The sequence below is a fragment of the Streptomyces africanus genome, from assembly GCF_030816955.1.
GTDB lineage: Bacteria > Actinomycetota > Actinomycetes > Streptomycetales > Streptomycetaceae > Streptomyces > Streptomyces africanus.
In genome coordinates, this window is the sequence record NZ_JAUSYP010000001.1 from 4,907,408 (window position 1) to 4,927,310 (window position 19,903).

The 19,903-nt window shown below is 73.4% G+C and carries 18 protein-coding genes; 10 read left to right on the forward strand and 8 right to left on the reverse strand.

The window, feature by feature from the left end; translation table 11 throughout:
- Window positions 1-116 precede the first annotated feature (116 nt).
- The 3 genes from QF034_RS22850 to QF034_RS22860 form a co-directional block, all read right to left on the reverse strand.
- Entirely contained in the window at window positions 117-620 is a 504-nt protein-coding gene (locus tag QF034_RS22850; RefSeq protein WP_307176714.1) for a nuclear transport factor 2 family protein, read from the reverse strand.
- Window positions 617-1,498, reverse strand: a complete 882-nt coding sequence (gene folP / locus QF034_RS22855; protein WP_307176715.1) for a dihydropteroate synthase — start codon at window positions 1,496-1,498, stop codon at window positions 617-619. Before folP ends, QF034_RS22850 begins: the two co-directional genes overlap by 4 nt.
- Window positions 1,499-1,560: 62 nt before the next feature.
- Window positions 1,561-3,405, reverse strand: a complete 1,845-nt coding sequence (locus QF034_RS22860) for a phosphatidylglycerol lysyltransferase domain-containing protein (protein WP_307176716.1) — start codon at window positions 3,403-3,405, stop codon at window positions 1,561-1,563.
- Window positions 3,406-3,645: 240 nt separating this feature from the next.
- On the opposite strand from QF034_RS22860, the gene QF034_RS22865 reads away from it, so the two are divergent.
- On the forward strand, window positions 3,646-4,770 hold the full coding sequence (locus QF034_RS22865; RefSeq protein ID WP_307179954.1) for an alpha/beta hydrolase: 1,125 nt from the start codon (window positions 3,646-3,648) through the stop codon (window positions 4,768-4,770).
- A 128-nt stretch (window positions 4,771-4,898) separates the two neighbouring features.
- Window positions 4,899-6,086 carry a hypothetical protein gene (locus QF034_RS22870; RefSeq protein WP_307176717.1) on the forward strand — a complete coding sequence of 396 codons (1,188 nt, stop codon included), beginning with the start codon at window positions 4,899-4,901 and terminating at the stop codon, window positions 6,084-6,086.
- A gap of 61 nt (window positions 6,087-6,147) precedes the next feature.
- Here the strand turns inward: QF034_RS22870 and QF034_RS22875 are convergent, their stop codons facing one another.
- Together QF034_RS22875 and QF034_RS22880 are read right to left on the reverse strand one after the other, a co-directional pair.
- Window positions 6,148-7,491, reverse strand: a complete 1,344-nt coding sequence (locus QF034_RS22875; protein WP_307176718.1) for a PH domain-containing protein — start codon at window positions 7,489-7,491, stop codon at window positions 6,148-6,150.
- A complete protein-coding gene (locus tag QF034_RS22880) occupies window positions 7,488-8,117 on the reverse strand; it encodes a PH domain-containing protein (RefSeq protein WP_307176719.1) in 630 nt (209 codons plus the stop codon). Before QF034_RS22880 ends, QF034_RS22875 begins: the two co-directional genes overlap by 4 nt.
- Before the next feature lie 31 nt (window positions 8,118-8,148).
- Here QF034_RS22880 and QF034_RS22885 point away from each other — a divergent pair, with 31 nt between their 5' ends.
- A complete protein-coding gene (locus tag QF034_RS22885) occupies window positions 8,149-9,300 on the forward strand; it encodes an NADH-quinone oxidoreductase subunit D (RefSeq protein ID WP_086559028.1) in 1,152 nt (383 codons plus the stop codon).
- A gap of 20 nt (window positions 9,301-9,320) precedes the next feature.
- On the opposite strand, the gene QF034_RS22890 is transcribed toward QF034_RS22885, so the two are convergent.
- A complete protein-coding gene (locus tag QF034_RS22890; RefSeq protein WP_307176720.1) occupies window positions 9,321-10,334 on the reverse strand; it encodes an SAM-dependent methyltransferase in 1,014 nt (337 codons plus the stop codon).
- A 118-nt stretch (window positions 10,335-10,452) separates the two neighbouring features.
- Between QF034_RS22890 and QF034_RS22895 the strand changes: the two genes are divergently transcribed.
- Window positions 10,453-11,643 carry a sensor histidine kinase gene (locus tag QF034_RS22895; protein WP_307176721.1) on the forward strand — a complete coding sequence of 397 codons (1,191 nt, stop codon included), beginning with the start codon at window positions 10,453-10,455 and terminating at the stop codon, window positions 11,641-11,643.
- 83 nt (window positions 11,644-11,726) lie between these two features.
- Window positions 11,727-12,398 (forward strand): response regulator transcription factor, encoded by a 672-nt coding sequence (locus QF034_RS22900; RefSeq protein ID WP_307176722.1) that lies wholly within the window; start codon window positions 11,727-11,729, stop codon window positions 12,396-12,398.
- A 16-nt stretch (window positions 12,399-12,414) separates the two neighbouring features.
- On the opposite strand, the gene QF034_RS22905 is transcribed toward QF034_RS22900, so the two are convergent.
- Window positions 12,415-13,521, reverse strand: coding sequence for a DUF5937 family protein (locus tag QF034_RS22905; RefSeq protein ID WP_307176723.1), 1,107 nt, complete (start codon window positions 13,519-13,521; stop codon window positions 12,415-12,417).
- 158 nt (window positions 13,522-13,679) lie between these two features.
- On the opposite strand from QF034_RS22905, the gene QF034_RS22910 reads away from it, so the two are divergent.
- Entirely contained in the window at window positions 13,680-13,901 is a 222-nt protein-coding gene (locus QF034_RS22910; RefSeq protein WP_307176724.1) for a hypothetical protein, read from the forward strand.
- Here QF034_RS22910 and QF034_RS22915 read toward each other — a convergent pair.
- Window positions 13,891-15,120 carry a threonine aldolase family protein gene (locus tag QF034_RS22915; RefSeq protein WP_307176725.1) on the reverse strand — a complete coding sequence of 410 codons (1,230 nt, stop codon included), beginning with the start codon at window positions 15,118-15,120 and terminating at the stop codon, window positions 13,891-13,893. The genes QF034_RS22910 and QF034_RS22915 overlap by 11 nt on opposite strands.
- A gap of 173 nt (window positions 15,121-15,293) precedes the next feature.
- Between QF034_RS22915 and QF034_RS22920 the strand changes: the two genes are divergently transcribed.
- The 4 genes from QF034_RS22920 to nadC are packed head-to-tail and all read left to right on the forward strand — an operon-like array spanning window position 15,294 to window position 19,898.
- Window positions 15,294-16,223 (forward strand): Rossmann-like and DUF2520 domain-containing protein, encoded by a 930-nt coding sequence (locus QF034_RS22920; RefSeq protein ID WP_307176726.1) that lies wholly within the window; start codon window positions 15,294-15,296, stop codon window positions 16,221-16,223.
- Window positions 16,220-17,212 carry a pantoate--beta-alanine ligase gene (panC, locus tag QF034_RS22925; RefSeq protein WP_307176727.1) on the forward strand — a complete coding sequence of 331 codons (993 nt, stop codon included), beginning with the start codon at window positions 16,220-16,222 and terminating at the stop codon, window positions 17,210-17,212. The genes QF034_RS22920 and panC overlap by 4 nt, the downstream gene beginning before the upstream one ends.
- A complete protein-coding gene (locus QF034_RS22930) occupies window positions 17,209-18,918 on the forward strand; it encodes an L-aspartate oxidase (RefSeq protein ID WP_307176728.1) in 1,710 nt (569 codons plus the stop codon). Before panC ends, QF034_RS22930 begins: the two co-directional genes overlap by 4 nt.
- Before the next feature lie 5 nt (window positions 18,919-18,923).
- Complete coding sequence (nadC, locus tag QF034_RS22935; protein ID WP_307176729.1) at window positions 18,924-19,898, forward strand: carboxylating nicotinate-nucleotide diphosphorylase; 975 nt, start codon at window positions 18,924-18,926, stop codon at window positions 19,896-19,898.
- The last annotated feature ends 5 nt before the right edge of the window (window positions 19,899-19,903 follow it).

Sequence of the window (19,903 nt, forward strand, 5' to 3'; positions counted from 1 at the left end):
GCCGGACCCGGCAGGTTTCACCCGGCGTTTCCCCTGGGGAACCCGGCGGCTCACGGGTTGGTAGCCGCCCATACCCGCGGCTCCGTGATTCCAACCACTTCCTGGCGCGTACCCACTCACGCGGGGGGTTCGTCCTGCTCGTCCTCGTCGTTTTCGGCCAGAACGGGGGATGCGTGGTGCGACCAGAGTTTCCACCCCGTGGGCGTGCGCCGGAACACGTTGGTGGCGACCACGAGCTGGCCGACGAGCGGGCCGAGCTCCTCGTCGCCCTTGGGGGCGGGGCCGCCGCTGAGGATGTTCTCCGTGCAGGTCACCAGGGCGGTGTCGCCGGTGACGGAGACGTGCACGTCGGTCAGGAAGAACTGGATGTAGTCGGTGTTCGCCATGATCAGCGCGTACGACCGGAGGACCTCGCCGCGGCCGGTGAGCACGGGCCAGCCGGGGTGCACGCAGGAGACCACGCCGCTGTCGGCCGGGTCGTGGTACGTCTCGTCGACGCCGAGGTCGGAGGGCGTCAGCCAGAGCGACGCCAGTTCCTCGAAGTCGCCCCGCTCGAGTGCCTCGTAGAAGGCGGTGTTGGCGGCCTCGACCTGTTCGACGTCGGTGTGCGGGGCGCTCACCGGGTTCCTTCTGCGCCGGTGCGTGCCGCTGCGATGGCGTGGGCGACGCGTACGGCGTCCGCCGTGGCGCGCACCTCGTGCACGCGGACCGCCCACGCGCCGGCGTGCGCCGTGAGCGCGGAGACGGCGGCGGTGGCGGCGTCGCGTTCGCGTGCGGGCGGTGGCGGGCCGTCCGGGCCGGCCAGGACGCGGCCGAGGAAGCGTTTGCGGGAGGCGGCGACGAGCAGCGGGTGGCCGAGGGCGAGGACCCGGTCGAGGCCCGCGAGGAGCGCGAGGTCGTGCTCGGCGTCCTTGGAGAAGCCGAGGCCCGGGTCGACGATGACCCGGTCGGGGGCGATGCCGCCCGCCAGGACGGCCTCCACGCGCGCGTGCAGTTCGTCGACGACCTCGGTGACGACGTCGGTGTACTCGCCGCGCACGTTGCCGCCCTGGAGGAAGCCGCGCCAGTGCATGACGACGAACGGGGCGCCGGCGTCGGCGACGGCCGGGATCATGCGGGGGTCGGCGAGGCCGCCGCTGACGTCGTTGACGAGGGCGGCGCCCGCGGCGAGGGCCCGTTCGGCGACGGAGGCGCGCATGGTGTCGACCGAGACGGTGACGCCCTCGGAGGCCAGGCCGCGGACGACGGGGACGACGCGGCGCAGTTCCTCGGCCTCGTCCACCCGGGTGGCACCGGGGCGGGTCGACTCGCCGCCGACGTCGACCAGGTCCGCGCCCTCGGTGACCAGGTCGAGGCCGTGCTTGACGGCGGCCGTGGTGTCGAAGAAGCGGCCGCCGTCGGAGAAGGAGTCGGGGGTGACGTTCACGACTCCCATGACCGCGCAGCGGCCCCATTCCGGTAGGCCCGCCACGCGCCCGCGTCCGCTCTGGTTGCTCATATGTTCAGCGTAGGCCCAGGGGACGGCCGTCAGGCGCTGCGGCCCGGGTCGGTCCCGACAGGTCACGCCGCTCTGACGCTCCGTTCCGTCGTCGTGCCGTGGGCGCAGGGGCGGCGGCCGGCCGGGCGACGGCGGCGCAGGAAGCGCGGCAGCGGCAGAGCCAGGTTGACGAAGCCCTCGGCCTGCATGGCGGCGAAGCCGATGCGGGGCAGGTCTCCCGAGGCCCGGTAGACGACGAAGCGGGGCTCCCAGCGCGGCTGGAACTTGGCGTTGAACTTGTACAGCGACTCGATCTGGAACCAGCGGGAGAGGAAGACGAGCAGCCCGCGCCAGGCGCGCAGCACCGGGCCGGCGCCGATCTTCTCGCCGCGGGCCAGCGCCGAGCGGAACATGGCGAAGTTGAGGGAGACGCGCGCGATGCCGAACTTCGGGGCGGCCTGGAGGGCGGCCACGATGAGCAGTTCGTTCATGCCGGGGTCGGCCGAGCGGTCGCGGCGCATGAGGTCCAGCGAGGCGCCGTCGGTGCCCCAGGGCACGAAGTGCAGGATCGCTTTCAGGTCGCCGTATTCGCCGGGGTGGTCGTCCTGCTTGTGGGCGGTGGCGATGAGGCAGTCGCCGTCGGCGGGGTCGCCGACGCGGCCCAGGGCCATGGAGAAACCGCGCTCGGTGTCGGTGCCGCGCCAGTCGTCGGCGGCGCGCCGGATGCGCTCCAGTTCGGCGTCGCCGAGGTCACGGACACGTCGTACCCGGGTTTCGTAACCGGCGCGCTCGATGCGTTTGACCATCTGGCGCACATTGCGCATCGCGCGGCCGGCGAGGGAGAAATCCGCGACGTCCACCACCGCCTCGTCACCCAGTTCGAGGGCGTCGAGCCCGGTCTCGCGGGTCCACACCTCGCCGCCGGTCTCGGAGCAGCCCATGACGGCGGGTGTCCAGGAGTGGGCCCTGGCCTCGTCCATGAACCGTTCGATGGCGCCGGGCCAGGCCTCGACGTCGCCGATCGGGTCGCCGCTGGCGAGCATCACGCCGGAGACCACGCGGTACGTCACGGCCGCCTTGCCGCTGGGGGAGAAGACGACGGCCTTGTCGCGGCGGAGCGCGAAGTGGCCGAGGGAGTCGCGGCCGCCGTGCCGCTCGAGCAGGGCGCGCAGCTTCGCCTCGTCCTCCTCGGTGAGGTGTGCGGCCGGGTGTTCGGGGCGGAAGGCCAGGTAGATGGTGGTGACGGCGGTGAGCAGGCCGAGGGCGCCGAGCGAGAAGGCGACGGTCCAGGAAGTGTTGCCCTGGTAGTCGACCGGGCCCTCGAAGCCGAACAGGCCGTAGAGGACGTGGGTGATGCGGTCGGCCAGGCTCGGGTCGCCGACCATGCGCTCGGTGTGGACGCTGACGATGAGCAGGCCCAGCAGGAGCGAACCGGCGCTCATCAGCACGAAGTTGGCCAGCGCCCGCCAGCGGCTGCGCGGGTCGGGCAGGGCGTCGAACTGGTCGCGGTGGCGCAGCAGGGGTGCCAGCAGGGCCAGGGAGATCAGCACGCCCACGATCGAGTGCCGGTACGTGAACTGCGCGACGGCACCGGCCGGCAGCAGGGCCACGGCCGCCCGCCAGGCCCGGCGCTTGCCGCGCTTGAGGCCGTGGGCGAGCAGCAGCAACAGCACGCCGGTGCTGAGGGACAGGGCGGCCGCGAACGGGCCGAGCGCGCCGGGCAGCACCTCGGCGATGGCGTGCATACGGCTGTGCCGGAAGCGCGGGAAGACGCCCGCGGCGATGTCCAGGACGCCCACCAGGGCGCAGGCTCTGCCGACCAGGAGGGGGGCGGCCTCGGGGCGTGGTCCGCGCAGCAGGTGGCGCACGCGGTTCGTCCGGCCGGTTCCTGCCGTGGCGACACCACGACTCGGAACCTCGCCCGACATTTCCTCATCTGTCCTGACAGACATCGCATCCCGTAGTTCTGCGAGAGACCTTGGATCCGGTGCCGATTCGGGCATCCGGCGACATTGCGCCCTCTAGGACGGTGTCTCGGGGGAAGAGGTTCACTCCCGTCGTCAAAGCCGTTTCAAAGGCAAAGGAAAGTCTGGGACAAGCCCTTGCGAAGGTGTACGCGCGCGGGGCGGCCCCGGACGGGAAGCGCGGACAGGTAACCACCGATGGGTCTGGGTCTCACGAGCAACAAAGTGCTGGTGCTGGCGGTACTGTCCGCCGTGCTGCTGTTCGCCGGCACGGTCTGGCTGTGGCCACGCCTGGCCCGGCGGAACTGGCGGGCCGTGGGCGGGCGGATCGGCCTGCTGCTCGCCACACAGGTGGCGCTGTTCGCCGCGGTGGGGCTCGCCGCCAACCAGTCCTTCGGTTTCTACGCGAGCTGGGCGGACCTGTTCGGGCAGGAGAAGGACCAGGGCGTGGTCGTCGACCACGCGTCGGGCGGCGGTCCGTTGCGGGTGGTCGGCTCGCGCCGGGTGCCGGGGGCGGCCGGGGTGAGTGCCCGGGCGGGCGGCCGGATCCAGCAGATCGACATCGTGGGCCGTACGACGCACATCGCCACACCCGCGTACGTCTATCTGCCGCCGGAGTACTTCCAGCCGCGGTACCGCACCCGTACGTTCCCCGCGGCCGTCGTGCTGACCGGATATCCGGGCACGGCTTCGGCGCTGGTGGAGAAGCTCCACTACCCGCGCACGGCACTGGAACTGGCCCGGGCGGGCCGGATGCGGCCGATGATCCTGGTGATGCTGCGGCCCACGGTGGCGCCGCCCCGGGACACGGAGTGCGTGGACGTCCCGGGCGGTCCGCAGACCGAGTCGTTCTTCGCCAGGGATCTGCCCGACGCGTTGCGCACGCACTACCGGGTGGCCGAAAAGCCGGGCGGTCTGGGCATCGTCGGCAACTCGACGGGCGGCTACTGCGCCTTGAAGATCGCCATGCACCACCCCGGTGTGTATGGCGCCGGGGCGGGTTTGTCCGCGTACTACAAGGCGCCGATCGACGCCACCACGGGCGATCTCTTCCAGGGCGACAAGGAACTCCGGAATCGCGCCGACCTGTGGTGGTATCTCAAGCACAGGCCCGCTCCCGACACCTCACTGCTCGTCACCAGCAGTAGATCCGGCGAGTCCAACTACAAGGACACGACGCGGTTCATAGAGCGGGTGGAGACCACCGGGCGGACGCGGATCTCGTCGATCATCCTGGGGAGCGGCGGGCACAACTTCAACACCTGGCGGCGCGAGATTCCGGCGACGCTGGAGTGGATCGGCGAGCGGCTGAACGGCCCTTGGAAATGATCTTGGGAATTGGAAGAGGGGCGGATTCCGCTTCTTCCCGAGTTCCGGTGCCGTGTGAACGCTTCGGTATGGCTTTGTTTTGCGGGGTGGGTCACCAAGATTCGCCTACGCGCGGTAAGTTTCTGGCCATGCCACGTGGACGTCACCGCCATTCCCCGCCCTTGCACAGGCTGCTGCCCCCGTCGGCGATCGCAGGCGTCTCCCTCGTCTGCGCCCTGGGGCCCTGGGTGTTCACGGAGCCGATGGTGCTCCGCGGTCTGGCCGCGGCCGCCGCGGCGACGGCGGTCGTCGGCGCGGTCGTGCTCCGCCGCTGGGACATCCAGGCGGGCAAACGCGTCGCCGACCTCACGCGCGCGCGGGCGAGCGACGAGTGGCGCTTCGAGGAGCGGGTCGCCGAACTGGAGGCCGACCTCGAGGAGTCCCGCGAACTGCGCGCGAAACTGGAGCAGCGGCTGCGCGCCAAGCGCACCGAACTGGCCGGGCTGCGCAACGAGCACGCCTCTCTGCTGCGCCGGTACGCCACCGCCGAGACCGAGCGCGCGAGCGTCCTGGAGGAACGCCGGGTGCTGGAGATCGAGGCGACGGCTCCGGCACGGGCCGCGCTGCCCGCGGGGGCGGCCCGGACGGCGGACGCTCCGGCGGACGAGGCGGCTGCCACCACCGGGGCGGAGGGCCTCGCCGTCGACGAGCAGACGGCGATTCCCGCGGTGTTCTCCCCGGAGGGTACCCGGCTGTTCCTGCGTGCCGCGGCGGCGCTCGCCCGGCTCGACAGCGACTCGGCCCCGGACCCGGACGGGGGCGGCGACGGCGACGGCGTACCGAAGGGCGACGACGCGGAGCCCGCGGGGGACCGGAAGGACGACCGGCGGGAGCAGTCGGAGGCGGACAGGGAGGACGAGCCGCAGGGGCAGTCCGAGGCGGTCGCCGGGCACGAGCGGGCGACCGCCGGTACGTCCACGGCGGCCGGAGCCGAGGCCGAGCGGCTTGCGCAGCCTGCCTCTTCAGGTCACTACACCGTGCCGACCGCTGTGGCCGTGGCACCGCAGACGCCGGTGCGACGCCCCCTGTCCGAAGGCGGGTTCGACTTCTTCGGCTCCAAGCAGGGCACGTCACGGGCCGCCCTGGAGGCCGTGCAGAACGAGGACCTGGCCGATGTCGTCGGCCAGGAGGCCCTCGCGCTGCACAAGGCCGAGGCGGAGGCCGGGTACAAGCCCGCGGACGAGGAGTCGCGCGGGATCGGCCAGGTCATCGACCTGACGGCGCATGACGAGACGGAGCAGATCGATGTGCAGGGGCTGCGGAGCGCGGTTTCCTGACACGGGCACTGCTGAAAAGGCCCCCCGGCTGCGGCCGGGGGGCCTTCGCGTTTCCGGTGGGTCACGCCATCCAGCGGTCCGGCCGGGCGTCCCTGCGCCCCGTCCGTGACCGCTCCGCCTGTGCCGTCAGCAGCGCGCGTGCCTCGGTCGCGTCCCGCAGCCGTGCCCTCACCGTCTTGTTCGCGCCCGTGTCCACGCACACGTCGGCCACGCCCCGGGCCCGCTCCCACGGCCCTTGCGTCATCCGTACGCTCTGCACCTTCGCGTGCGGCACCAGGGCGAGGCTGCGCCGCAGCAGCCCGGACCGCGCCGCGAACACCGCGTCCGTGACGGCGAGCCCGTACCCGCGCCACCACACCGGCACGCACCACCGGGCCCGGCGCGGCGACGAGGACAGGGCCGCCTGCTCCGGCACGGTCACGCCGGGCAGCACGCGCGCGACGACGACCTCCGCGATCTCGCGCGGGGCGACCGGCACCAGCACGGAGTTGGAGGAGCCCGCCACGTCGAGCTCCACGCGCACCCAGCCGCGCCGCCGCCACAGCAGCGGCTCCACGATCCGCACGGTCTGCACCCGCCCCGGCGGCACCGTCTCATGGGCCCGGTCCAGCAGGCCGTGGTCGATGCGCAGTCCGTCGGGCGACTCGGCCACCGTCCAGTCGTACTCGCCGACGAACCTTCCCACGCTGCTCGCGCCCGCGGCACCCAGCAGCGGCAGGGCGACGGCCAGGACGGTCCACACGCTCTCCGTGGCCAGCCACAGCACCGGCGGCACGACGAGCGCGGCGGCCAGCGATCCCCAGGTCGCCCCGCTCAGCAGCAGCGACACGGCGAGGACGCCGGGCGGCACCCGCAGCATCTGCCGGGACGGCGCCTCACCGACCTCGTGCGCGGTCTCGGGCGCGAATCCCGCCGCCCGGGCGAGCAGTTCGGCCCGCAGCGCACGCGCCTCGTCCGCGCCCAGGAAGGCCAGCTCGTCCTTCTTGTCGGTGCCTATGACGTCGAGTTTGAGCTTGGCGACGCCCGCGACCCGCGCGAGCAGCGGCTGGGTGACGTCGACGGCCTGGATCCGCTCCAGCCTGATGTGTGCGGTGCGGCGGAAGACGAGGCCGGTGCGGATGCGCAGTTCGGTCTCGGTCACCGCGAAGTGCGTGAACCACCAGGAGCAGAACCCGTACAGGGCCGCGGCCGGAACGAGCACGGCGAGGCCGATGAGGAGCGTGGTCGTGTTCAGCCGGGTCAGATGGCGCTGTGCCCCGTCCGGGTCGTGCACGGCCCAGCCGATGAGGACGGCGACGGGGGCCCAGGCCCGCCTCAGCGGTGTGACGGGGTGCAGCCGCCGCTCGGCGAGTCCGTTCCCGGCCTCGGCGGACTCAGCGGCCTCGGCGGCGTCGGGCGCTGTCACAGCCCCGCCGATCGGGCCTCGCCCAGCTCGGTGAGCCGGTCGCGCAACCGTTCGGCCTCGGCCGGATCCAGGCCCGGGATGGTCGCGTCGGTCGCCGCGGCGGCCGTGTGCAGCTGCACGCTGGCCAGCCCGAAGTGCCGCTCCACGGGCCCGGAGGTGACCTCGACCAGCTGCATCCGCCCGTACGGCACGACCGTCTCCTCGCGCCACAGCACACCGCGGCTGATCAGCAGGTCGTCGGCGCGCTCGGCGTACCGCCAGGAGCGCCAGTTGCGGCCGGTCATCACCCAGCCCCAGGCCATCAGCGCCAGCGGCGGCAGCGCGAAGGCGGCCCAGGCGGGCCCGGCCAGCAGGCCCGGCACCAGCCCGGCGGCCAGGCTGATCAGCCCCAGCCACACCACCAGCAGCAACCGCCGCATCTTCAGCAGGCCGGGGGGCAGCGCGATCCACACCGGCCCGTCCTCGACGGCCTCTGCGGTGCCTCCGACGGCGTCCGCGGTGCCTCCGACGCCCTCTGCGGTACCTCCGCCGTTTTCCGCCGCGCCCTCTGCCCCCGTCGCGCCCTGCGTCTCCGCCGCGCCCTCTGTCCCCGCCGGCCCCGTGTCCTGCGGGCTCCCCGTCTCCATGAGGCCAGCGTACGTAGGAGAGACTGTGTCCATGACTCCTACGACGGAGACCATGGTCGGAATCGGCGGCGCCGCGGAGAGCACCGACATGGTGCTCAACATCGGGCCGCAGCACCCGTCCACGCACGGCGTGCTGCGGCTGAAGCTCGTCCTGGACGGCGAACGCATCACGCGTGCGGAGCCCGTGATCGGCTATATGCACCGCGGCGCGGAGAAGCTGTTCGAGGCGCGCGACTACCGCCAGATCATCATGCTCGCCAACCGCCACGACTGGCTGTCGGCCTTCTCCAACGAGCTGGGCGTGGTGCTCGCCGTGGAGCGGATGCTCGGCATGGAGGTCCCCGAGCGCGCGGTGTGGCTGCGCACGCTGCTCGCCGAGCTGAACCGGGTGCTCAACCACCTGATGTTCCTCGGCTCGTACCCGCTGGAGCTCGGCGGGATCACCCCGATCTTCTACGCCTTCCGGGAGCGCGAGGAGCTCCAGCACGTCATGGAGGAGGTCTCCGGCGGGCGGATGCACTACATGTTCAACCGCGTGGGCGGTCTCAAGGAGGACCTGCCGGCCGGGTGGACCACGCGCGCGCGTGCCGCCGTCGCCGACGTGCGGTCCCGGATGGACCGGTTCGACGACCTGGTGCTCGGCAACGAGATCTTCCGGGGCCGTACCCGGGGCGTGGGGAGGCTCTCGCCGGAGGCCGTGCACGCGTACGGGGTGAGCGGGCCGATCGGGCGCGCCTCGGGCGTCGACTTCGACCTGCGCCGGGACGAGCCGTATCTCGCCTACGGCGACCTCCAGGACACCCTGAAGGTGGTGACCCGGCAGGAGGGCGACTGTCTCGCCCGCTTTGAGTGCCTCCTGGAGCAGACGCACAACGCCCTGGACCTGGCCGACGCCTGCCTCGACCGGCTCGCCGAACTGCCGCCCGGGCCGGTCAACCAGCGGCTCCCCAAGGTCCTGAAGGCACCGGAGGGACACACCTACGCCTGGACCGAGAACCCGCTCGGCATCAACGGCTACTACCTGGTCAGCAAGGGCGAGAAGACGCCGTACCGGCTGAAGCTGCGCTCGGCCTCGTACAACAACATCCAGGCGCTGACGGAGCTGCTTCCGGGGACGCTGGTCGCGGACATGGTGGCGATCCTGGGGTCGATGTTCTTCGTCGTCGGCGACATCGACAAGTAGCGTCCCCAGTCCTAGGGCCCCTAGAGCGGGTCCCCGATCCCGACCGGCTGCACCAGCCACCCGAAGTCGCCCAGGCCGCCCGCCGCGGTGAGTTCGGCGGCCTCTCCGGCGCTCGCGAGGGCGCGTACGTAGGCGGCGGGGTCGGTGGACGCCAGCGTGAGCGGGGGGCGTGCGCCGGTCACGCCGAGGGCGCGCAGTGCCTCACGCTGCCGGAGCAGGCGCCCACCGGGCAGCGCGCACGCGTCGAGCGCCACATGGGCCGTGATGTCGCACGACCCGTCCGGCACGGCCGCCGTCTCGCGGCCCTCCCGGAAGCCGGTGAGCGTCCCGAACGGCGGCCGCGCGTCCGCCGTGTGCGCGTAGTCCACGGCGACGGCGAGCCCCCGGTCGAGCGTGGCGACCGCCGAGGCCCAGGCCTCGTCCCGGGGCAGTCCGATCTCGGCCCGCAGCCCCGTCTCGCCGGACAGCGGCCACCAGCGCGCCAGCCACCGCGCCTGCGCCCCGTCGACCGGCTCCCCGAGCCGTTCGATCCCGTCCTCCCGGACCAGCACCAGCCGCGCCACGCCCGCGGAGTCCACCTCGGCGACCTCCACCGGTACGTTGTCCAGCCACTCGTTGGCGAACAACAGCCCGGTCGCGCCCTGCGGCGGTTCGGCCAGCCACTCGATCCGGTGATCCAGGCCCGCGGGCCGCTCGGCGACTTCGACGGCGTACGCGCGCGTGCGGGCCGCCACATCGCCCGGGAGCGCGGCGAGCACCCCGGCGGCCAGCTCGCCCCGCCCGGCCGCCATGTCGACGAAGGCCAGCGTCGCGGGCCGTCCCAGCGCCTCGTCGACCCGGCACAGCAGCCCCGCCACGGCCCCTGCGAACAGCGGCGACGCGTGCACGGACGTACGGAAGTGCCCGGCCGGCCCCTCGGCCCGGCGGTAGAAACCGCCCGGCCCGTACAGGGCCTCCCGAGCCGCCGCACGCCACCCGCGCCACCCAGACCCCGCCGGTCCCTGGGATCCCTCGCCCCTCGTCACTGCCGTCACGGGGCCAGGCTATGCGGACACAACGAACGCAACTCCACCTTGCGGAGTACGCGCGCCCGGTGCGGATCGGCCCTCCGGTTGACCCCTGCACCTATTCCGCTTCCCTACGCTGGGTTACGTGCAGCGCCTCTATGACTTCCTCCGCAGGCACCCGATGTGGGTCGACGGCTCGTGGGCCGTGGTCCTCCTCGGGATTTCCGTGGTCAGCGGAGCGTCGGGCGGATTCGGCCACCCGGCCGTCGCCGTTCCGCTCTCGCTGCTGTTGTGCCTGGTGGTCGCGCTGCGCCGGCGCATGCCGGAGAAGATGCTGCTGCTCGCGACCGCGGTCGGTCTGGCCCAGCTGATCACCGATGTCGAGATGGGTCCCTTCGACTTCGCCATGCTGGTGATCGTCTACACGGTCGCGGCGGAGGGCGCGCGCTGGGCCTCCCGCTTCGCGCTGGTCGCCGGCCTGTGCGCGGCCCCGGTGGCCCACCTGCGCTGGCCGAACGGCCAGACGAGCGTCGCGGCCGGCATCGCCGCGACGGTCTTCATGACCGTGCCCTTCGCCCTCGCCTGGGTGCTCGGCGACTCCATCCGCACCCGCCGCGCCTACTTCGCGCAGCTGGAGGAGCGGGCCGCCCGCCTGGAGCGGGAGCGCGAGGCCCAGTCCAAGGTCGCCGTGGCAGCGGAACGCGCCCGCATCGCCCGCGAGTTGCACGACGTGGTCGCCCACAACGTCTCGGTGATGGTGGTGCAGGCCGACGGCGCCGCCTACGTCCTCGACGCCGCGCCCGACCAGGCGAAGAAGGCCCTGGAGACCATCTCCTCCACCGGCCGCCAGGCCCTCGCCGAGATGCGCCGCCTGCTCGGCGTGCTGCGCACCGGGGAGCACGAGGAGGGCGGCGAGTACGTGCCGCAGCCCGACGTCCAGCAGATCGAGGACCTCGTCGAGCAGTGCCGGGGGCACGGACTGCCCGTCGACTTCAAGGTCGAGGGCACCCCCCGCCCGCTGCCCAGCGGCGTCGAGCTCACCGCCTACCGCATCGTGCAGGAGGCGCTCACCAACACCCGCAAGCACGGCGGGCCCAACGCGGGCGCGAGCGTACGCCTGGTGTACTTCGACGACGGCCTCGGCCTGCTCGTCGAGGACGACGGCAAGGGCGCCCCGCACGAGCTGTACGAGGAGGGCGGGTTCGACGGCCAGGGCCACGGCCTGATCGGCATGCGGGAACGGGTCGGCATGGTCGGCGGCACCCTGGACGCCGGCCCGCGCCCGGGCGGAGGATTCCGCATCAGTGCCCTGCTGCCGCTCAAACCCGCCGGCTGACCTCGGCACACGCCCCTCGCTGACACCTGTAACGCTCCCACCTGCAACGCTCCCACCTGTAACAGAGACTGGAAGAGGCCCCGATGACGATCCGCGTGATGCTCGTCGACGACCAGGTGCTGCTGCGCACCGGGTTCCGGATGGTGCTCGCCGCCCAGCCGGACATGGAGGTCGTGGCGGAGGCGGGCGACGGTGTCGAGGCCCTGCAGGTGCTGCGCACGACCGAGGTCGACGTGGTGCTGATGGACGTCCGCATGCCGAAGCTCGACGGGGTGGAGGCGACCCGCCGGATCTGCTCGGACACCGACCCGCCGAAGGTGCTCATCCTGACCACCTTCGACCTCGACGAGTACGCCTTCTCCGGGCTGAAGGCAGGCGCCTCCGGCTTCATGCTCAAGGACGTGCCGCCCGGGGAGCTCCTCGCCGCGATCCGCTCCGTGCACAGCGGGGACGCGGTCGTCGCGCCCTCCACCACCCGACGGCTCCTGGACCGGTTCGCGCCGATGCTGCCGGGCACCGCGAAGGAGCCGCAGCACCAGGAACTGGAGCGGCTCACCGGACGCGAGCGCGAGGTCATGGTGCTGGTCGCGCAGGGCCTGTCCAACGGCGAGATCGCGGCCCGGCTGGTGCTGTCCGAGGCGACCGTGAAGACGCACGTGGGCCGCATCCTGACCAAGCTGGGGCTCAGGGACCGGGTGCAGGTGGTGGTGCTGGCCTACGAGACGGGACTGGTGCGGGCCGGCGGGCTCGGCTGACCCGGCCGCCCGGGCCCTACCTCAGGATCCCCTCCAGGAACTCGCTGCCGAGCCGGGCCACCACCGTCACGTCCAGCTGGTGCAGGACGTAACGCCCGCGGCGGCGGGTGGTGATCAGGCCCGCCTTCTTCAGCACGGCCAGATGCCGGGATATCTCCGGGGCCGTCATGCCGTGCACCTGCGCCAGCTCGCCGGTGGTGTACGCGCTGCGGGCCAGATGACGGCAGATGCGCATGCGCACGGGGTGGGACAGCGCGGTCATCCGCAGGGCCAGCTGCTCCAGCGTGGGCGGGGCGGCGAGCTCGGGGGAGCCGACCGGGTAGTGCAGCACCGGCTGCCAGCCGTACCGGTGCAGGACCGCCAGATGGGGCCAGCCCAGGCTTGTCGGGACGAGCAGCAGGCCGCCGTCCCCCGTGGTCGTACGGCCCTCGCCCAGCTTGTCGACCGCGATGTCGGCGGCGGCCTCGTCGAGCGTCACCGCCGGGGACACCGCGGCCAGCGTCTCGGCCAGGCCCTTGTGCCTGAGCAGGTCCGTCTTGTGCCGGGTGTCGGCCGCGAGCTGGTGGCGCAGCCGGGACCAGGCCTCCGAGAAGAACGCCGCGTCGCAGTCCTGCAGGAACTGCCGCAGCCACGCCCGGATCCTGGGCGGGTCGGCCAGCAGCCGCTCGCTGAACCGCAACTGCTGCGGCCCGCGCGCGGCGGCCAGCTCCAGGGCGCGCCGACGCACCTGCGCGTCGGACAGCGCGTTCGGACCGTGCGAGCAGTACGGCTGCGCGCATGTGAACTCCAGGGCCGCGTCCACGAACTGCTCGTCCGTCAGCTTGTCCAGCAGGTCCAGTTCCTCGGCGAGCGTGGCGCCCGGCGGCGTGCTCCGGCCCGGGATGCCGGCGAAGGGCATGAACAGGTCCGAGAACGTCGTCCGCCACAGGAAGTCGGCCTCGCACATCCGGTCGGCCAGATGCGGGTCGAGCCGGGCGGTCACGCCCGTCACCCAGCCCTGCAGGCCCGGGTGGTGTCCCGGCTCGGACAGCGCGTGCAGCGCCATGCCCAGCTCGGCCAGGGGCGAGGGCACGACGGCGACCTGCTCCGGCCGCAGCCCGGCGATGTCGATGTGCACGCTCATGACCTCATGGTGCACCCCGCCACTGACAACGCCCCCTCGATTGACGGGCCTCGTCAATCGACGCGACGCCGCCCTCGGCACGGGCGCACTGTGGGACCACCGGGGCAGCCGCGGAGCCTTCGGACCTCCAACCCCCCGTCCCCCAGAGGCGATCCACCATGAGCATCACGCAGCAGTACCTCCTCGACACCTACCGCGCCCGGCAGCACGACGAGCCCGCCCCGCCCGCGCCGGGCACGCACGACTGGCAGGTCGTACGGGAATGGCGCGACGAACGGCAGTTCCGGGCCGTCCTCGCCGGGCGCCCGGCCCGTCGGCGGAAGCGGATCCGGCACGCCCTGGGCCGGTGGCTGCCCTCCAGGCGCCGCGCTACCGGCTGATCCGCCCGGGCAGCCGGGCGACGAAGTCGGCGACCGCCGTCTTCACGTCCTCTGCGGTCCACTCGAGACCGGCGGACCGCACCTGCACCTCCGTGCGGGCCAGGCCCGGGCCGCTCCGGTCCCAGGCGAAGGAGAACAGGACGGTACCGGTCTCCTCGGCCGTCCGCACCGCCGCCTCCGAGAGGACGTCGGCGTCGTAGGGCAGCCACACCTGGAAGTCGTGGGTGTGCGGCACCTCCGGGTGCACGCGCACCCACGGCACCCCGGCCGCCTCGAACCCCTCGCGCAGGGCGGCGGCCACCACGCGCGCGTGGGCGACGAACTCCGGCAGCCGGGGCAGTTGCCGCTCCAGCCCGACCAGCGCCGACAGGGCCGTCGGGAACTGCTGGAAGACCAGGCCGCCGTACCGGTGCCGCCAGGCCTTCGCCTCCTCCACGAGCTCCCCGGGACCGGCGAGCGCCGCACCGCCGAAGCCCTCCAGGGACTTGTAGAACGACACGTAGACGCTGTCGGCCAGGCCCGCGATCTCCTCCAGGGGGCGGCCGAAGTGGACCGTGGACTCCCACAGGCGGGCCCCGTCGAAGTGCACCACCGCGTCCCGCTCCCGCGCGGCCGCCACCACCTCGGTGAGCTCCTCCCAGGAGGGCAGCACGAAACCGGCGTCTCTCAGGGGCAGTTCCAGCATCAGCGCGCCGAAGGGCTCCTCGAAGTCGCGCACCTCGGCGGCGGTGGGCAGTCGCGGCTCGCTGGTCACGCGCACCGGCCGCAGGCCGCCGACCTCGCGGAACGCGTTCCGCTCGTGCACCTCGGGATGGCTGAGCGCGTGCAGGGCGACGGTCGGGTCGCCGGTGCGGCCCGCCCAGCAGCGCAGCGCCACCTGCTGGGCCATCGTGCCCGTCGGGAAGAACGCGGCGGCCTCGGTGCCGAGCAGTGCGGCGACCTTCGTCTCCAGCGCCTCGACGACGCCGTCGCCGTACACGTCGGACCGCTCGTCCAGGTCGTACACATCCTGTGCCCCGTCCAGCTCCGCCAGCCGCTCCCGGAGCGTCTTGTGGAAGGCGAAGCGCGCGAACACGCGCCGTGCGCCGCGGTGGGCGGCCAGCCGCCGCTCCCGGAGCTGTGATCTGAGGTCCTCGTCCGGCCGGTCCTCGTCCGGCCGTTGCCCGGCCGCTCGCTCGCCCTGCTCGTCCTGCTCGTCCTGCTCCGCCATGTCACTCATGGCCCGGATCATCCCGCGCGCGTGTGCGGCCGGACACCCGGATTTCCGTACGCCCGGGCACGCGTGTGATGCACGCCCTGTGGACAACCGAACGCCCCTCGAACCGATCGCGTTAACATGACGAGAAATCGTCCGGTACCCGGAGCGGACTGGAACGGGAAGGCCGCCGTCGAGTGAACACAACCCCACAGCCAGACCCCAGGGACCGCCCCGCGCGGCTCACCGTCGGCGTCGTCGGCGCCGGCCGCGTGGGACCCGCACTGGCCGCGTCCCTCCAGCTCGCCGGGCACCGCCCGGTCGCCGTCTCCGCGGTCTCCGACGTCTCCCGGCGCCGCGCCGCGCAACTGCTGCCCGACGTGCCGGTGATGCCGCCCGCCGAGGTCCTCCAGCGGGCCGACCTGGTCCTGCTGACGGTTCCCGACGACGCCCTCCCCGAGCTGGTCGCGGGCCTCGCCGACACCGGGTCCGTACGACCGGGACAACTGCTCGTCCACACCTCCGGGCGGTACGGCGCGCGGGTGCTCGACCCCGCCCTGCGCGCGGGCGCCCTGCCGCTGGCCCTGCACCCCGCGATGACCTTCACCGGCACACCCGTGGACGTCCAGCGGCTGGCCGGCTGCTCCTTCGGCGTCACGGCGCCCGAGGAGCTGCGGCTGGCCGCCGAGGCCCTGGTGATCGAGATGGGCGGCGAGCCGGAGTGGATCGCCGAGGAGAACCGGCCGCTGTACCACGCGGCCCTCGCGCTCGGCGCCAATCACCTGGTCACGCTGGTCGCCCAGTCCCTGGAGCTGCTGCGCACGGCCGGTGTCTCGGCCCCCGACCGGATGCTCGGCCCGCTGCTCGGCGCGGCCCTGGACAACGCCCTGCGCTCCGGCGACGCGGCCCTCACGGGCCCGGTCGCGCGCGGCGACGCGGGCACGGTCGCAGCGCACGTCACCGAGCTGCGCCGGCACGCCCCGCAAGCCGTCGACGGTTACCTGGCGATGGCCCGCGCGACCGCCGACCGGGCCCTGGCCCACGGCCTGCTGAAGCCGGAGCTCGCCGAGGACCTCCTCGGGGTACTCGCCCACGGGACCGACGGCACCGAAGGGGACACCCGATGACCACGACCCTGCTCAGCACCGCCGCCGAACTGCACGCACGCACGCGTGCGGGCCGCCGCGCCGTGGTGATGACCATGGGCGCGCTGCACGAGGGCCACGCCACGCTGATCCGCACCGCGCGCGCCCTCGCCGGACCCGACGGCGAGGTCGTCGTCACCGTCTTCGTCAACCCGCTCCAGTTCGGCGCGGGCGAGGACCTCGACCGCTACCCGCGCACCCTGGACGCCGACGTGAAGCTGGCCGGGGGGTCGGGCGCGGACGTCGTGTTCGCCCCGGCCGTCGACGAGGTCTACCCCGGCGGCGAGCCCCAGGTCCGCATCACCGCGGGCCCCATGGGCGAGCGGCTGGAGGGCGCCTCCCGCCCCGGCCACTTCGACGGCATGCTCACGGTCGTCGCCAAGCTGCTGCACCTCACCCGCCCCGACGTCGCCCTGTACGGCCAGAAGGACGCCCAGCAGCTCGCCCTGATCCGCCGCATGGCGCGGGACCTGAACTTCGGCGTGGAGATCGTCGGCGTCCCCACCGTCCGCGAGGAGGACGGCCTGGCCCTGTCCAGCCGCAACCGCTACCTCTCGCCCGCCGAGCGGCGCACCGCCCTCGCGCTGTCCAGCGCCCTGTTCGCGGGGCAGGACCGGCACGCCGCGCAGGAGGCGCTGCGCGCCCGGGCCCGCGAGGTGCCCGCCACACGCGCGCGTGCCGAGGCCCTCAGCGCCATAGGGGAGTCCCGCGCGGCAGCGGACGCGCACGCCGTCGCGACGGCCGTCCCGGGCGGCCCGTCCGCCGTCCGCGCGGCCGCCCGCCAGGTCCTCGACGAGGCCGCCCGCCTCGATCCGCCGCTCGTGCTGGACTACCTCGCCCTGGTCGACCCGTCCGACTTCACCGACATCGGGGACGACTTCACCGGCGAGGCGGTCCTCGCCGTCGCCGCCCGGGTCGGGACGACCCGACTGATCGACAACGTTCCCCTCACCTTCGGAGCCGCCTCGTGACCAGCACAGGCATACGACTGCACGCGCCCGCCCCCGGGTGGTCCATCTCCGCGGACGTGGTCGTCGTCGGCTCCGGCGTCGCCGGCCTCACCGCCGCCCTGCGCTGCGAGGCGGCCGGCCTGACCACCGTCGTCGTCACCAAGGCCCGCCTGGACGACGGCTCCACCCGCTGGGCCCAGGGCGGCATCGCCGCGGCCCTCGGCGAGGGCGACACCCCCGAACAGCACCTGGACGACACCCTGGTCGCGGGCGCGGGCCTGTGCGACGAGGAAGCGGTCCGCATCCTCGTCACCGAGGGTCCGGAGGCCGTACGCCGCCTCATCGAGACCGGCGCTCAGTTCGACGAGTCCTCCGAGGGCGGCCTGGAACTCACCCGCGAGGGCGGCCACCACCGCCGCCGCATCGCCCACGCCGGCGGCGACGCCACCGGTGCCGAGATCTCCAGGGCCCTGGTCGAGGCAGTACGCGCGCGTGGCTTGCGCACGGTCGAGAACGCGCTCGTCCTGGACCTCCTCACCGACGCCGAGGGCCGCACGGCGGGCGTCACCCTGCACGTCATGGGCGAGGGCCAGCACGACGGCGTGGGCGCGGTCCACGCCCCGGCGGTGGTCCTGGCGACCGGCGGCATGGGCCAGGTCTTCTCGGCGACGACCAACCCGTCCGTCTCCACGGGCGACGGCGTGGCCCTGGCGCTGCGCGCGGGCGCCGAGGTGAGCGACCTGGAGTTCGTCCAGTTCCACCCGACGGTCCTCTTCCTGGGCGCCGACGCGGAGGGCCAGCAGCCCCTGGTCTCCGAGGCGGTGCGCGGCGAGGGCGCCCACCTGGTCGACGCCGACGGCGTGCGCTTCATGCAGGGCCGGCACGAACTGGCCGAGCTCGCGCCCCGCGACATCGTCGCCAAGGGCATCCTGCGCCGCATGCAGGAGCGGGACGCCGAGCACATGTTCCTCGACGCCCGGCACTTCGGCGCCGACATGTGGAAACACCGCTTCCCGACGATCCTCGCCGCCTGCCGCGCCCACGGCATCGACCCGGTCACCGAGCCGATCCCGGTCGCCCCGGCCGCCCACTACGCCTCCGGCGGCGTCCGCACCGACTCCCGGGGCCGTACGACCGTCCCGGGCCTGTACGCGTGCGGCGAGGTCGCCTGCACCGGCGTGCACGGCGCCAACCGCCTGGCCTCCAACTCGCTCCTCGAAGGCCTTGTCTACGCCGAGCGCATCGCGGCCGACATCGCGGCGAACGGCGTCGAGGCCCGGGTGCCGCAGCCGCTGCCGCACCCGGAGACCCCCGAGCACCCTCTGCTCACCCCGGAGGCCCGCTTCACGATCCAGCGGATCATGACGAACGGGGCCGGTGTCCTGCGCTCCGCCGAGTCCCTCACCAAGGCCGCCGACCAGCTCCAGCAACTGCACACCGACGCCCGCGACGCCCTCGCCGAGAACGGCAAGACGGCCGAGGCCGGCGTCGACACCTGGGAGGCCACCAACCTGCTGTGCGTGGCCCGCGTCCTGGTCGCCGCGGCCCGGCTGCGCGAGGAGACCCGGGGCTGCCACTGGCGCGAGGACCGCCCCGAGCGCGACGACACCACCTGGCGCCGCCACATCGTCGTACGCCTGAACCCCGACCGCACGCTGGCCGTGCACACCACGGACACCACAGACTTCCCTACGACCCTCCCGCCCCAGGCCCCCCAGGAGCAGTGACCGACGTGAGCACCCCCGACCTTCCCCTCGCCTCGTCCGGAGGCTGCGGCGACGGCTGCGCCTGCGGCGCGGACGACGAGGCGTACCTGGAGTGCGGCCTGGACCCCGCACTCGCCCAGCTCCTGGCCGACGCCGGCCTCGACCCCGTCGAGGTCGAGGACATCGCCAACGTGGCCCTCCAGGAGGACCTGGCCCACGGCGTGGACGTGACGACGGTGGCGACGATCCCCGAGGACGCGGTGTCCACCGCCGACTTCACGGCCCGCGAGGCGGGCGTCGTGGCCGGCCTGCGCATCGCCGAAGCGGTCATCTCGGTCGTCTGCGAGGAGGAACTCGAGATCGAGCGCCACGCGGAGGACGGCGACCGCGTCGAGGCGGGCCAGAAGCTCCTGTCGGTCACCACCCGCACCCGCGACCTCCTCACGGCCGAGCGCAGCGCGCTGAACATCCTGTGCCGCCTGTCGGGCATCGCGACGGCCACGCGCGCGTGGGCGGACGCCCTGGACGGCACCAAGGCCAAGGTCCGCGACACCCGCAAGACGACACCCGGCCTGCGCTCCCTGGAGAAGTACGCGGTCCGCTGCGGTGGCGGCGTCAACCACCGCATGTCCCTCTCGGACGCGGCCCTCGTCAAGGACAACCACGTGGTCGCCGCGGGCGGCGTCGCCCAGGCCTTCAAGGCGGTCCGCGAGCGCTTCCCCGACGTCCCCATCGAGGTCGAGGTCGACACCCTGCACCAGCTCCGCGAGGTCCTGGACGCCGGCGCGGACCTGATCCTCCTGGACAACTTCACGCCGGGCGAGTGCGAGGAGGCGGTCGCCCTCGTCCAGGGCCGCGCCGCCCTGGAGGCCTCGGGCCGCCTGACCCTCGACAACGCCAGGGCCTATGCGGACACCGGCGTCGACTACCTGGCCGTCGGAGCCCTCACCCACTCCTCGCCGATCCTGGACATCGGCCTGGACCTGCGGCCGGCGGAGTAGGGGAG

Bases quoted from the DNA above. Each gene is read 5' to 3' on its own strand.
- QF034_RS22870 (WP_307176717.1), top strand. From the start codon at position 4,899: ATGCCACGTGGACGTCACCGCCATTCCCCGCCCTTGCACAGGCTGCTG.
- panC (WP_307176727.1), top strand. From the start codon at position 16,220: ATGACCACGACCCTGCTCAGCACCGCCGCCGAACTGCACGCACGCACG.
- QF034_RS22880 (WP_307176719.1), bottom strand. From the start codon at position 8,117: ATGGAGACGGGGAGCCCGCAGGACACGGGGCCGGCGGGGACAGAGGGC.
- QF034_RS22900 (WP_307176722.1), top strand. From the start codon at position 11,727: ATGACGATCCGCGTGATGCTCGTCGACGACCAGGTGCTGCTGCGCACC.
- folP (WP_307176715.1), bottom strand. From the start codon at position 1,498: ATGAGCAACCAGAGCGGACGCGGGCGCGTGGCGGGCCTACCGGAATGG.
- QF034_RS22910 (WP_307176724.1), top strand. From the start codon at position 13,680: ATGAGCATCACGCAGCAGTACCTCCTCGACACCTACCGCGCCCGGCAG.
- QF034_RS22905 (WP_307176723.1), bottom strand. From the start codon at position 13,521: ATGAGCGTGCACATCGACATCGCCGGGCTGCGGCCGGAGCAGGTCGCC.
- QF034_RS22885 (WP_086559028.1), top strand. From the start codon at position 8,149: ATGACTCCTACGACGGAGACCATGGTCGGAATCGGCGGCGCCGCGGAG.
- QF034_RS22915 (WP_307176725.1), bottom strand. From the start codon at position 15,120: ATGAGTGACATGGCGGAGCAGGACGAGCAGGACGAGCAGGGCGAGCGA.
- QF034_RS22860 (WP_307176716.1), bottom strand. From the start codon at position 3,405: ATGTCGGGCGAGGTTCCGAGTCGTGGTGTCGCCACGGCAGGAACCGGC.